The sequence below is a fragment of the Marinobacter sp. SS13-12 genome, assembly GCF_030227115.1.
GTDB lineage: Bacteria > Pseudomonadota > Gammaproteobacteria > Pseudomonadales > Oleiphilaceae > Marinobacter.
In genome coordinates, this window is record NZ_JASSUA010000001.1 from 2667154 (window position 1) to 2680484 (window position 13331).

12 protein-coding genes are annotated in these 13331 nt (G+C 58.9%); 10 read left to right on the forward strand and 2 right to left on the reverse strand.

Features of this window, described 5'->3' with window-relative positions:
- Nucleotides 1-53: 53 nt before the first annotated feature.
- The 10 genes from QPL94_RS12180 (at nucleotide 54) to QPL94_RS12225 (ending at nucleotide 11151) form a co-directional block, all read left to right on the forward strand.
- A complete protein-coding gene (locus QPL94_RS12180; protein WP_285357628.1) occupies nucleotides 54-1091 on the forward strand; it encodes a DUF58 domain-containing protein in 1038 nt (345 codons plus the stop codon).
- The gene (locus QPL94_RS12185; RefSeq protein WP_285357629.1) at nucleotides 1088-3199 is read left to right on the forward strand and encodes a transglutaminase TgpA family protein; all 2112 of its coding nucleotides are present in this window, start codon (nucleotides 1088-1090) and stop codon (nucleotides 3197-3199) included. Before QPL94_RS12180 ends, QPL94_RS12185 begins: the two co-directional genes overlap by 4 nt.
- Before the next feature lie 21 nt (nucleotides 3200-3220).
- Nucleotides 3221-4225, forward strand: a complete 1005-nt coding sequence (gene holB / locus QPL94_RS12190) for a DNA polymerase III subunit delta' (RefSeq protein WP_285357925.1) — start codon at nucleotides 3221-3223, stop codon at nucleotides 4223-4225.
- A gap of 114 nt (nucleotides 4226-4339) precedes the next feature.
- Nucleotides 4340-4690 (forward strand): PilZ domain-containing protein, encoded by a 351-nt coding sequence (locus tag QPL94_RS12195; RefSeq protein ID WP_008171779.1) that lies wholly within the window; start codon nucleotides 4340-4342, stop codon nucleotides 4688-4690.
- A gap of 8 nt (nucleotides 4691-4698) precedes the next feature.
- Nucleotides 4699-5616, forward strand: coding sequence for an alpha/beta fold hydrolase (locus QPL94_RS12200; RefSeq protein ID WP_285357631.1), 918 nt, complete (start codon nucleotides 4699-4701; stop codon nucleotides 5614-5616).
- Nucleotides 5617-5635: 19 nt separating this feature from the next.
- Complete coding sequence (locus tag QPL94_RS12205) at nucleotides 5636-6508, forward strand: DUF4892 domain-containing protein (protein ID WP_285357633.1); 873 nt, start codon at nucleotides 5636-5638, stop codon at nucleotides 6506-6508.
- 5 nt (nucleotides 6509-6513) lie between these two features.
- Nucleotides 6514-7725 carry a patatin-like phospholipase family protein gene (locus tag QPL94_RS12210; protein WP_285357634.1) on the forward strand — a complete coding sequence of 404 codons (1212 nt, stop codon included), beginning with the start codon at nucleotides 6514-6516 and terminating at the stop codon, nucleotides 7723-7725.
- A 60-nt stretch (nucleotides 7726-7785) separates the two neighbouring features.
- A complete protein-coding gene (prmB, locus tag QPL94_RS12215; RefSeq protein WP_285357635.1) occupies nucleotides 7786-8670 on the forward strand; it encodes a 50S ribosomal protein L3 N(5)-glutamine methyltransferase in 885 nt (294 codons plus the stop codon).
- A 24-nt stretch (nucleotides 8671-8694) separates the two neighbouring features.
- On the forward strand, nucleotides 8695-9789 hold the full coding sequence (gene aroC, locus QPL94_RS12220) for a chorismate synthase (protein WP_285357636.1): 1095 nt from the start codon (nucleotides 8695-8697) through the stop codon (nucleotides 9787-9789).
- A gap of 267 nt (nucleotides 9790-10056) precedes the next feature.
- Nucleotides 10057-11151 (forward strand): MFS transporter, encoded by a 1095-nt coding sequence (locus QPL94_RS12225; protein ID WP_285357927.1) that lies wholly within the window; start codon nucleotides 10057-10059, stop codon nucleotides 11149-11151.
- A 7-nt stretch (nucleotides 11152-11158) separates the two neighbouring features.
- On the opposite strand, the gene QPL94_RS12230 is transcribed toward QPL94_RS12225, so the two are convergent.
- Nucleotides 11159-12304 carry a PilT/PilU family type 4a pilus ATPase gene (locus QPL94_RS12230; RefSeq protein ID WP_285357637.1) on the reverse strand — a complete coding sequence of 382 codons (1146 nt, stop codon included), beginning with the start codon at nucleotides 12302-12304 and terminating at the stop codon, nucleotides 11159-11161.
- Nucleotides 12294-13178, reverse strand: coding sequence for a LysR family transcriptional regulator (locus QPL94_RS12235; RefSeq protein ID WP_285357638.1), 885 nt, complete (start codon nucleotides 13176-13178; stop codon nucleotides 12294-12296). The genes QPL94_RS12230 and QPL94_RS12235 overlap by 11 nt, the downstream gene beginning before the upstream one ends.
- Nucleotides 13179-13331: the final 153 nt, after the last annotated feature.

Here is a 13331-nt window from a genome sequence, read left to right on the forward strand (position 1 = left end):
ACCCCAAACGTGTTTATAGTCGTGGCTGATCAAACCGGTTTTACAGGGCATATATGTTGAAGGCAATTCGCAACCGCTGGCAGCACTGGGTGAACCAGCGGATTCCCCGCTCAGACCAGCGGGCATTCGGGCAGCGTAATATTTTCATACTGCCGACCGGTGCCGGTGTCGTGTTTGGCTTCCTGCTGCTGATCATGCTGATTACCGGTATCAACTACCAGAACAGCCTGATCTACCTGCTGACCTTCCTTCTGGGTGCGGTTGCGGTGGCTGCCATGCACCAGACTCACCGCAACTTGTCCGGGTTGGAACTGACCCTGATTCAGGCAGGTGAGGGCTTCGCCGGAGACCCGATTCCGTTTCGGCTTCGCGCCGTATCTCCCCGCCACGATACCCTGGCTCTGTCCCTGGCCTGTGAGGATGTGATTCTGACCCAGCAGCATATCCCGGCTGGCCAACAGGCGGACCTGAACCTCTCGGTGGCTTCATACCAGCGGGGTTACCTGCAGCCGCAGCGCATCCTGGTGGAAACCCGCTTTCCATTCGGGTTGTTCCGAGCCTGGTCCTGGTTGCGGCCTGTCACCTCCGGCATTGTCTATCCCAACCCTCTGGTAGCGCCGGACGTGGCGAGCACGGTGCAGGATGGTGAAGAACAGTCGAAAGCCCGCTCGCTCGATGGCAATGATCATGCGGATATCCGGCCCTGGCGCGAAGGCGATATGAGCCAGCGGGTGCAATGGAAACGTTATGCCCGCACCGGGGAGATGGTGATTGCGGACTGGGAAGGTGAGCAGGGTAGCCCTCACTGGCTCGATTACGAGGCCTTCGCCGGTACGGATCGGGAATTGCGGCTGGGCTACCTGACGCACCAGGTGCTGGAGCGTTCAAGGAACAATAGTCGCTTCGGACTGAACCTGCCCGGCCAGGTGATAGAACCGGACACCGGTGCGGCCCACACCAATCGTTGCCTGAAGGCGCTGGCAATTTTTGGCCTTGAGCAGCCCAGGGAGGGAGGGCCGCTACCCCATGGTACCCGTGCCGGCGAAGGCGCTCGACAAGCGGTCCATGCCGGCGGCGGGGGGCTTGCATGATCATGCGCTGGCGAAACCGGGGCGGCTCCGCACAAACGCCGGAAAATACCGAGTTGGTGTCAGGCAGAGCGCTGATATGGCTGATTGCCAGCTTCGCACTGCTGCTGGTGCCACAATGGGACCGGTTGCCGGTCTGGCTCATCGCCAGTTGTGCGGTGCTTGCGGGCTGGCGCTGGTTGGCCCAGTCCGGGCGCTTGCGGCTACCCGGTAAATGGTTGCGAAGTGGCATCATGCTGGCGCTGGTGGCGGTCTATATAGCCACGGTTCAGGGGCGCTTCACAGTGGAAACGGCATCTTCTTTCTTCGTGCTGGCGGTGGGATTGAAATGGCTGGAGACCCGCTCGGTGCGGGATTTCTACGTGCTGTTCTTCATCCTGGTGTATCTGGCCACGGTGAACTTCCTCTTCCATCAGGAAATTCACTGGAGTGTGATTAACCTGGTGGGGGTTGCCCTGCTGCTTGTCGGCCTGCAGGTGGTCAATGCACCGGACATTCCGGGTGCGATGAAATCGGGCTGGCGCCGCCTGGGCATGATGCTGGTGAAAACCCTGCCGATTGTGGTGCTGCTGTTTGTGTTCTTTCCCCGCATGGCCCCGTTGTGGAGTGTGCCGCTGGTCTCCGGGGAGGCGCGCACGGGCATCAGCGATACCATGACACCCGGTGATATCTCCAGTCTTGCCCAGAGCAGCGAGCGGGCCTTCCGGGTGACGTTTGGCGGTGAACTGCCCGCCTACCGGGACCGCTACTGGCGCGGGCTGATTCTGGACAGGCTTGATGGTGAAACCTGGCAGCAGGGCTTCGGGCGGCAACTCCGCAGGCCCGGGCGTGTCTCGGTCGATGGTGGCGTGGGCGAGCTGGAACCGAATCAGTACGATGTGTTGATGGAGCCCACGGATCAGATCTGGGCGTTTGCCCTGGAAAACTCCGAGGCGGTTTCCGATAACGTCAAACCCAATGAGCAGGGGCTTTTCCGTTTTGACCGGCCGGCCGATAGCCCGGTCCGGTATCGCATGGCAGTGACCGGCGAAGACCGTTCCGATCAGACCGGGTCGGAGCCGGACGACGCGCAGCGCTATCTTCAACTGCCCCGTTCCGGCAATCCCAGAGCCAGGGCATTTGCCGAAGAACTGGCGGCGCAGTACGACAACCCTGAGGCCATTGTTCAGCACTTGCTGGACCGTTTTCGCCAGCAGGAGTACTTCTACACCCTGCGCCCGCCCGCCATGCCGGATGACGGTATCGACGCCTTGCTGTTCGATGAGAAACGGGGGTTCTGTGCCCATTATGCCGGTGCCGCCACCTTTGTGCTCCGTGCTGCCGGCATTCCCGCGCGGGTGGTGGTGGGCTACCAGGGCGGTGATTCCGGGGCCGATGACCAGTACCTGATTATTCGCCAGTACGACGCCCATGCCTGGGTCGAAGCCTGGTTGCCCGGGCAGGGCTGGGTGCGCATGGATCCAACCGCCGCTATCGCTCCCCAGAGGATTGAGTCGGGCCTGAGGGAGGCCATGGCGGAAGAGGGTTCGTTTCTGGAAAATGAATGGACCTCACCGCAGCGCTACGGTGATATGGCGGTGCTGCAGTGGGCGTCGCTGAAACTGGACCTGATGAATTACCACTGGCAACGCTGGGTAGTGGGGTACCAGGGCCAGTCCCAGATGGACCTGATGTCCCGGTTGCCGGGCGGAATCGGTCTGCGCGAGCTTGGCTATATCACCGCCGGTATCATCGGTGTGGCCTTGCTGCTCGCCGGATTGGTGACCGCCTGGCAATATCGTCGCGTTGAAATCCGGGATCCTTTTGGCCGGGTCGTGGCGCGCTGGCACCGCCTGTGTGATCGTGCAGGTGTTCCAGTGCGGCATGGTGAAACGCCTTCCCAGCTGGCTTCCAGGCTTTCCCGGGCCAGGCCTGCCACAGCGGGGACCGCAAACGCCTTTGCCCGCATGGTTAACAAACATTACTATGGGGGAAAGTCGGGTACTGAACGTCGGGGCGACCTCGTCAGAATGAAACGGCTGCTGGCGACGATGAAACGCCAGGCTGACCGCAAACCAAAGGTTGATCGCCTGTCCTCGGGGTCTCCGAGGGCAATCACTGAAGGTGAATGAGTGAACACGTCCATAGCAACAATGGCCTGGCTACAGGATAGCTGGGACAGGCTCATGCAGCGTATGACGGGTGGGCGGCTGCCACACGCGCTGCTGGTGACCGGCGAAAACGGCGTTGGCAAGCGCCTGTTTGCCGATGCCCTGGCAGGACTGCTTGTCTGTGAAAAGCCGGCCATGGCCGGCGGCGCCCCCTGTGGCAACTGCAAACAGTGTGAACTGGTCGCTGCCGGCACCCATCCGGATATCCGTGTTTATACCCCGGAAAAGTCCCGGATGATAAAGATCGACCAGATTCGTGCCCTGTCTTCGTTTGCGGTGGGCTCACCCCAGGTGGCGTCACGTAAGGTGGCAATCATCGACCGGGCTGACCAGCTCAACATCAATTCGGCCAATGCGTTGTTGAAGACCCTGGAAGAGCCCGCAGACGATGTCACACTGGTTCTGCTCCAGGAGAGCGGAAGGCCGGTACTGCCCACCATCCGTTCCCGTTGCCAGAGCCTGTTGATCGCCACCCCCGGCAGGGATCAGGCCGCCACCTGGCTGGCCGGCGCGGTGAAAGAGCTGGATGGTGACAGTCGCCCGACTCCGGAACAGTGCGAAAAAGCGCTGGGCCTGGCCGCCAATGCACCGCGCCTGGCGCTGGAATACGTCACCGGTAATTTCATCACCACCCGGGATGAGGCGCTGGAAAACTTCCGCTGTTTCATGAAGGGGCAGCTCTCCCTTGCCGAGGCCGCAAAGCCTTTCAAGGCTATGGGGCTTGAAAGTGCGCTGTGGCTTTTTGAGGGCTGGGCCGGGGACCTGGCCCGCATCGGCGCTGGCAGTCAGCCCCGGGACAAGGACGCAGCGGACATGCTGACGTTCCTTGCCAGCCATAATCCGCCCTGGCGTGCCCATGAAATTCTGGATGCCATCCATGAATCCCGGGCCGCCGGTGTATACAATGTCAGTCCCGAGCTTGAGGCGGGGCGGTTACTCATTGCCTGGCAGAAACTGATGCCGGTACGTCGCCCTGCAGCGGGTTGATTTTCCCTGTCGGGTGCCTGGCGGGATGGGGCAGTTTCAGGCAACTACTGCTATGATTGCGAAATATCAGGAGTTTCTGAACTCCGGTCATCACAATAAAGATAGGTGTTAACTATGGGGCCCGGTTTTGGCGCACGCAGTGGCATTCTTACCCTGACGATCAAGGACAAGGCCGTACTTTATGCGGCGTATATGCCCTACATCCGACAGGGTGGCCTGTTCATACCCACACAGAAGCAGTATCAGCTGGGCGATGAGGTTTTCCTGTTGCTGAACCTGATGGATGAGCCGGAGAAGATTCCGGTCGCTGGCAAGGTTATCTGGATTACCCCCAAGGGTGCCCAGGGCAACCGCGCCGCCGGCATTGGTGTGCAGTTCAACGGCGATGACGAAACCGCCCGCACCAAGATTGAATCCTATCTGGCGGGTTCACTGAGCTCGGACCGACCCACCCACACCATGTAAGCGTTTCAATGAACGACACCGCTCTGGATACCTTTCACGATGCCGAGGCTCTGTATCGGGAAAAAAACTGGCCACTGAACCATATCACCCTCGCAGGCCTGCACTGGCCTGCTGACAGCACCACCAACAACCCTCCCGTACTGATGACCCATGGCTGGCTGGATAATGCCCTGTCATTCGCCCGGCTGGCTCCGGAACTGGCTGGCCATCGGAATGTCTATGCACTGGACATGGCGGGACACGGCCATTCCGGGCACCGGCCGCCGGGGCAGGGCTATCAGTTGATGGATTATGTGGCGGATCTGGCAGAGCTGGTTGACACCCATTTCAGGGAGGTACCGGGTGGCAGGATCGACCTTGTTGGTCATTCCCTCGGTGGCATCGTCAGTGTGCTTTATGCGGCAGCCTTTCCGGAACGGGTGCGCAGGCTGGTGATGATCGACAGCCTTGGCCCTATAAGCCGCAAACCCGAGGAAGTGATCGGGCAGATGCGTAAGGCCATCACCAAACGAATGACGGGTTCCGGAAAACCGGTCGTATACCCTGATGTCGCGGCCGCAGCCAAAGCCAGGGAGGGGGGCATGATTCCCCTGTCTCCACCGGCGGCGAGGATGCTGGTTGCCCGCAGTATGAAAAAGTCAGGACAGGGTTTCGTATGGCGGGCAGACCCCCGTTTACGTCATCCTTCCATGATGATGATGGACGAAGCACAGGTAACGGCCTGTCTGGAAAAGGTTGTTACCCCCACACGTTTTTTGCGTGCCGAGAAAGGGCTGCTTGCGAGTCGCCCCGAGCTGGGTTCACGAACGAATGCCATTGCAGAACTTGACCTGATGACCGTGCCGGGTGGCCATCATTGCCACCTGGAAGGGGATGTCGGGCCGGTTGTCGATGCAGTCAGAGGCTTTTTAGACGATGCAGAATAAGCGCTTGTCGCAGTTAGTCATGTTGGTCGCCGCTTTTTTAATCGGCGGCCCGGCCGTGGTGTCGGCGCAGATGCCGCCCCCGGAGCCTTTTCCGGATTCGCGGCTGGAACAGGAGATTACCATTTCGTCGCCGGGGCACCTGGTGCTGTTCAGCCCGGTTCGTGAGGTTAATAATGAAATCCGCTCGGCGGTTATGGCACGGCTTCCGGTCAAAGGGCTCGGCCAGTTGTACGAGGTACAGGGCGGGGCCAACCGTGAAGAAGCCCGCGATCATTATCTGAGGGAACTGCAGACCCGTGGTGCCCAGATCCTGTTCGAGTGTTCCGGTCGAAACTGCGGGCGGAGTAATGTGTGGGCCAACCAGATCTTTGATCAATCCAGCCTCTATGGCCGTGATAACAACCAGGACTACCTGGTGGCGGGGTCCGTGGACGAGAACGGTAAACCCTGGCTGACACTGGTCTACACGGTTACCCGTGCCAACCAGCGCCAGTATGTCTGGGTTGAGCACCTGGTGGCCCCCCAGGGTACCGAGATTCCTGGACTGGGGAACGAGAGTGCGCGAATCAAGGGGCCGGTTATAGTACCCTGGAAGGGGGGTATCACGTACCGCTTTGAATGGAGCAGTGCAGATCGCCGCATTATCAATGACTGGGCCGGCGAAGAGGGCGCGAGGGTCATACTGACCGCCTATTCGGAACTGAAAGAAGACGAGAGTTTTGAAGAGTCTGCAGCGCGGGCGGAGGAAGCCGCAAAGTCTTTGGCACAGGTTCTGGCCAAGAGTGGTGTTTCCGAGAGCCGGCAGACAATCATTACGGTTGGCCCCGCGGTTGTGATACCCAATCCCGACCGCCAGGGTGACCGGGTGGAAGTGATGGTGATTACGAGGTGAAAGGGATGAGCAAGCCGACAGATTCCACCTCTCAGGATGGAGATCAGAAGCCCAAAGACGACATCTCGCAAATCGTCACCAGTTCGGGCATCTCTGCGGCGCAGTCCTCCAGGGCGAAGGAGGAACCCGCTTCAGGCAACACCGGCAAGGGCAAGACCGTTGCACTGGCGTTGGGTAGCGGTGGCGCAAGGGGCTATGCCCACATCGGTGCTATCGAGATATTGGTGGAACGGGGCTATGAGATCATTGCCATATCCGGGTGTTCCATGGGGGCGCTGATTGGCGGCGTGTTTGCCGCCGGAAAGATGAAGGACTACAAGGACTGGGTAACCGGCCTGGGCCAGTTTGATGTGCTTAAACTGCTGGATGTCACCTTTAATTCCGTGGGCGCCATCCGCGGCGAAAAGATCTTTTCTGTGGTCCGGGAAATGATTGGGGATACCCGGATTGAAGACCTGCCATTGGCCTACACCGCCGTTGCCACAGACCTTCTTGCCCACAAGGAAATCTGGTTCCAGGAAGGCCCGCTGGATCAGGCGATCAGGGCTTCCGTCGCCATTCCGAGCGTGGTGACTCCGTTAGTGCTCAACGGGCGGGTGCTGGTGGATGGCGCCCTGCTGAATCCCCTGCCGATCATTCCGACGATTTCTTCCCATGCGGATATGGTGGTCGCCGTAAACCTCAGTGGTGAGGATGATCGTGGCCGGCGTCTGCCCGATGCGGCGTTCGAAAACCCCGGAGAGGGCGGCGTCGATATGGATGAGTGGGTGGACAAGGTCCGCGACAAGGCCTCCCGCTGGTTTGACTGGGATGCGATCAAGACGTTCTCGGCAAGAAAAGAGTCGGCGTCGCCTGACTCTCCGGAAGAAAAGATCAGTAAGGCGGTTAAAAAAGAGGAAACAAAGAAAATACTGCCCGCCATCAAACCGGAACCTGCAAAGCATAAGGATGATCACGAAACCATCGACTGGGACAAGCTCGGCATCGGCAAGTTCGACGTGATGAACCTGACCATCGAAACCATGCAGAGCGCTCTGGTGCAGTACAAGATTGCCGGGTATCCGCCGGATCTGCTGGTGAATATTCCCAAGAACGCCGGCCGCAGCTACGACTATCACAAGGCGCCGGAACTGATCCGGTTGGGACGTGAGCGCATGGCGGCTGCACTGGACCGCTACGAAAAAAACCTCAACAGCTCCGGGCCTCTGGCACTGTAATCATGGCAGCGGGAGCGTATAATTCCGCCCCTTGACCATTTCCGGACAGGAAGAGAGCTTGTGACCAGCCCCATCGATGACCTGCATACCGTCAGGGATTACCTGCGCTACGTTTCCTCGCGTTTTGCCGATTCCCCGCTGTATTTCGGGCACGGCACCGATAATGTCTGGGACGAGGCGGTCCAGCTGGTCATGCGCAGCCTTCATCTGCCCCTGGAAAACAACACGCTTTTCCTGGACGCGCGCCTGACCCGCGATGAGCGGCAACTGATCGTGGAACGCATGGAGCGGCGGATCAGTGAACGCGTGCCGTTGGCGTATCTGCTGGGCGAAGCCTGGTTTATGGGGCTGCCCTTCCACGTGGATGAGCGTGTGCTGGTGCCGAGGTCGCCTTTGGGGGAACTGATTCAGGGCGGTTTTCAGCCCTGGTTGGGAGATCATGCGGTAGGGAGAGTGCTGGATCTGTGCACTGGCAGCGGTTGTATCGGTATTGCTGCCGCCACCGTGTTTGATGAGGCGGACGTGGACCTGTCCGATATTTCGCCCGATGCGCTGGAGGTCGCTGCGGCAAACATCGAGTATCATGAGGTCGGAGACCGGGTCAGAACCATCCGGTCGGACGTCTTTGACGGCATTGAGGGCCGTTACGATATCATCCTCAGCAACCCGCCCTACGTAGATGCTGAAGACATGGCGGACATGCCGGCCGAATACAGCCATGAGCCGGAACTGGGCCTGGCTGCCGGCGGTGATGGGCTGGACATCGCTCACAGGATACTCGCTGGCGCAGCGAAGCACCTCAACCCGGGCGGCCTGTTGATTGTTGAGGTGGGTAACAGCTGGGTGGCGCTGCAGGAAGCCTATCCGGATCTGCCCTTTATCTGGCTGGAATTCGAGAACGGTGGTGACGGTGTGTTCCTGTTGACTGCTGAAGACCTTAATTAAGAACCCTGGATAAGATACTGAATCATGTCGGGAAATAGCTTCGGAAAATTGTTTACGGTCACCAGCTTCGGTGAAAGCCACGGCGCCGCGCTCGGGTGCATTATTGACGGTTGCCCTCCAGGGCTGGAGCTGTCGGTAGAGGATATGCAGCGGGATCTGGACCGCCGCAAGCCGGGCACATCGCGGCACACCACTCAGCGCCGAGAAGCGGATGAGGTCAAGATTCTTTCTGGTGTTTTCGAAGGCAAAACCACCGGTACCCCCATTGGCCTGGTGATCGAAAACACGGACCAGCGTTCCAAGGATTATTCCAGGATCTCCGAGCAGTTCCGTCCCGCTCACGCTGACTACACCTACATGCACAAGTACGGTGTGCGGGATTATCGCGGTGGTGGCCGCTCCTCGGCGCGGGAGACCGCCATGCGGGTGGCCGCGGGTGCGGTGGCTCGGAAGTTTCTGGAGCAACGCCTGGGTATCACCATCCGTGGTTACCTGTCGCAGCTTGGCCCGATAAAGATCGAGAAGCTGGACTGGGAGCAGGTTCACCAGAACCCGTTCTTCTGCCCCGATGCGGACAAGGTTGCGGAGATGGAAGCCTACATGGATGCCCTTCGGAAAGAAGGGAATTCCATTGGCGCGCGAATCAATGTCGTTGCCGAGGGCGTGCCCCCCGGACTGGGTGAGCCCATCTTCGATCGCCTTGATGCGGATCTGGCGCATGCGTTGATGAGCATCAATGCGGTCAAGGGTGTGGAGATCGGTGCCGGTTTTGGCTGTATTGACCAGAAGGGCACGGAGCACCGGGATGAACTGACGCCCGAGGGCTTCCTTTCCAATCATTCCGGCGGCGTGCTGGGCGGCATCTCTTCCGGGCAGCCGATTCTGGCCAGCATTGCGCTCAAGCCGACGTCGAGCCTGCGATTGCCGGGGCGGAGTATTGATGTGAACGGCAATCCGGTGGAGGTGATCACGACGGGGCGGCATGACCCCTGTGTGGGTATTCGTGCGACACCGATTGCGGAGGCAATGATGGCCATAGTGCTGATGGATCACTACCTGCGCCATCGCGGCCAGAATGCGGATGTGTCAGTGTCCACACCAGATATCGGCCAACTCTGACACCCCACACTCACCCGTAGGTCGGATTAGCGCAGCGTAATCCGACAATAACCTGGCCAAACGGTGCAAGCCACAGCAAGCAGGGCCTCTCAAAACACGCCGCAAGTACGTCCATGTAGGCTCGATCGGGCCATCCCTGGCCCTCCACGGTTTTGAGAGGCCCTGCTTGCCGCGGCGGTCAGGCTTCTGTGATAACTCTCTGGAGATTTCGTTATCTACTGGCGCCTTTCCAACCTCTACTTCTGGTTCTTCGCTCTCCTCGGCGGGCTGCTTCCCTATTGGTCCCTGTACCTCGAAGACCGGGGTTTTTCCTACCTTCAGATCGCCACTCTGATGGCGACCATCCAGCTCACCAAGATTATCGCGCCCAATGTCTGGGGCTGGCTGGGGGACAGGACCGGGCAGCGGGTTCGGTTGGTCCGGTTCGGGGCGATTGTTGGTTCGCTGTTTTTTGCCGGTGTGTTTTTGGAGCCCGGGTTCTATGGGCTGCTGTTGGTGATGCTGGCGTTTACATTCTTCTGGAACGCGATTCTCCCGCTTTATGAGGTGATCACCCTGCGGGCGCTGGGAACCCAGCGGGACAAGTACGGCAAGGTTCGGCTGTGGGGGTCCGTGGGGTTTATCGGTGCTGTGGCGCTGGTGGGCGGGATTCTGGAGTTGGTTCCGATCAGTCTTTTGCCCTGGTTGTTATTGCCGGTGTTTGCAGGGATTGCGGTGTCGGCGTTTCTGGTGCCGTCGGAGCGGGGTGAGCGTAAGCCTCCCGCTCCCAAGGGCAGTCTGAAGGCGATTGTGACGCACCCCGCGGTGGTGACGTTTTTCCTGATGAACTTCCTGCTGCAGGTGTCCCACGGGGCCTATTACACGTTTTTCAGTATTCACCTGGAGCAGCACGGGTACGGCAAGCTGGCAATCGGGCTGTTGTGGTCGCTGGGGGTGCTTGCAGAAATCGGGTTGTTTCTGGTGATGCACCGGCTGACTCGCAATTTTACTGTGCGGCAGATTGCGATTGGGGCATTGGCTCTGACGATGATTCGGTGGGTGCTGATTGCGGAAGTGACGGATGTTTTGATCGTGCTGATTTTTGCGCAGCTGCTACATGCGGCCTCTTACGGCGCACTCCATGCCATTTCCGTACAGTACATTCAGGGCTTCTTCGGTCAGCATCATCACGGTCAGGGGCAGGCGTTGTACAGCGGGCTCACCTTTGGCGCTGGTGGTGCGATCGGCGCCTGGATGTCGGGCTTTCTGGTGGATGGCTTCAGTACCTCGGCCGCTTTCTGGGGCGGGGCGATTGCCATGGCTATTGCCATTGTCATCACCTGGCGGGGGTTGCGACCCCCACCGGTGGAAGACGATCACTGACGCCGGTTCAATCCGGCTCGTCTTCCTCGCCTTCTTCAATCTGCAATGACAGACCGCTGCCTGTCGGCCCGGTGGCGGATGGCGAGCTGCCGCCCTGGCCGTGAAGCTTGATCTTCAGACGCAGGTTGTTGGGAGAGTCGGCGTTTTTCAGGGCTTCTTCTTCGCTGATCTTGCCGTCCTTCCACAGGTTGAACAGCGCGAGATCAAAGGTCTGCATCCCAATGTTCGCAGATTTCTCCATGTTGGCCTTGATGTCTTCCATCTGGCCACGCAGGATCAAATCAGCAATGGTCGGTGTGCCCAGAAGAATCTCGATCGCGGCGCATCGCTTTTTATCAATGGTCGGGATCAGGCGCTGCGAAACAAACGCTCGCAGGTTCATTGAGAGGTCCATCAACAACTGTGGACGGCGCTCTTCGGGAAAGAAATTAATGATCCGGTCCAATGCCTGATTTGCGTTGTTGGCGTGAAGGGTTGAAATGCACAGGTGTCCCGTTTCAGCAAAAGCCAGTGCGTGTTCCATGGTCTCGCGATCCCGGATTTCGCCAATCAGGATAACGTCCGGAGCCTGACGTAACGTGTTCTTCAGCGCCTTCTGGAAGCTGCGTGTATCCACGCCGACTTCACGCTGGTTGACAATGCACTTCTTGTGGCGGTGAATGAATTCCACCGGGTCTTCAATGGTAATGATATGGCCTGAGGAATGAGTGTTGCGGTAATCAATCAGCGCCGCCAGAGATGTCGATTTGCCAGACCCCGTCGCGCCTACGAACAGAACCAGACCACGCTTGGTCAACATGACTTCTTTGAGAATCGGTGGCAGTCCGAGATCATCCACATTCGGGATTTCGGTTACGATGTTGCGAGCGACAATAGATATCTCATTGCGCTGACGAAAGATATTGACCCGAAACCGGCCGACATTGCGAATGCTGTAGGCCAGGTTCATTTCGAGTTCATGTTCAAACTCGGCCACCTGCTCCGTATCCATGATCTCGTAGGCAATGTCCTTGATCACGCCGGGTGCCATCGGGGTGCGATCGATTGGCTTCAGCGCGCCTTCAAACTTCGCGCAGGGTGGCGCACCAGTGCTCAGATAAAGATCCGAGCCACCGTTCTTGGCCAGAACTCTGAGGTATTCATCAAATCCCATGTAAACTCCCTTCTTCTGATTTAACGACTTCAATTAACGCCCTGGCGGCACCGGATAGCTGTCGCCCGGAAAGCCCGACTGCGCCCAGCACGCGGGTGACGGGGAAGCCAAGGTCGAGAGTCCGAACACTGTCATCCACCATGTTCAGCGGTAGAACGCTCCAACCCAATCCGACGCTGGTCATCATCTTGATGGTCTCAAGATAGTTTGTCGGCATCTGCGGGTGCAGGGGCAGACTTGCCTCCAGAAATAACCGGCTTACCACACGGTAGGTCGCCGTGGTGGTGTCCGGCAGCAGGGCCGGATGGCTGGCGAGATCCTTCAGCGCTGGCGAATCAATTGCAGCCAACGGGTGTTCCGGCCCTACCACGAACGCCATCGGGTCCGGCCATTGATCGTATATCATGAACTGGCTGTCCATACTGTCACTAAGTGTGACAAAGGCCAGTTCCGCGTTGCGTTTACGCATCTGCTCATAGGCGGCATCAGATTCCATAAACTGCAGGCTCAGTGACACCCCCGGATAGTCTCGGTTAAAGCGGTGAAGCCAGTTTGGCAGGTGATGAAGTCCAATGTGGTGGCTGGCTATGATCTGCAGTTCACCTTCAACGGTCGCCGAGTCCGGGGACAATGCCATGCGCGCATTATGAATCTCATCAAGAATAATACGAGCGTGGGGTAGCAGTCGGGCGCCCGCATCCGTCAGCCGGATTTGGCGGTGGCTGCGGTCAATGAGCGCAGTCCCCAGCTGATTTTCCAGTGCCGCCAGGCGTTTGCTGATAGCGGGCTGGGTCAGGTGTAACAGCTCTGCGGCTTCCGAGAACGACTCCTGGTCCACTATGGTCAGGAACGCCTTTAATGCATTTGCGTCCATGGTCTTGGTCTCTTTGACTGCGGCTCTGGTGGAGGTCCTATGCCGGAAACTGGGAGCTGCCTTCAAAGCACCGTAGGTCGGATTAGCCGAAGGCGTAATCCGACAATTTTCGCAGCAAAGCCCACAACGTCGGATTTCGCTTCGCTCTATCCG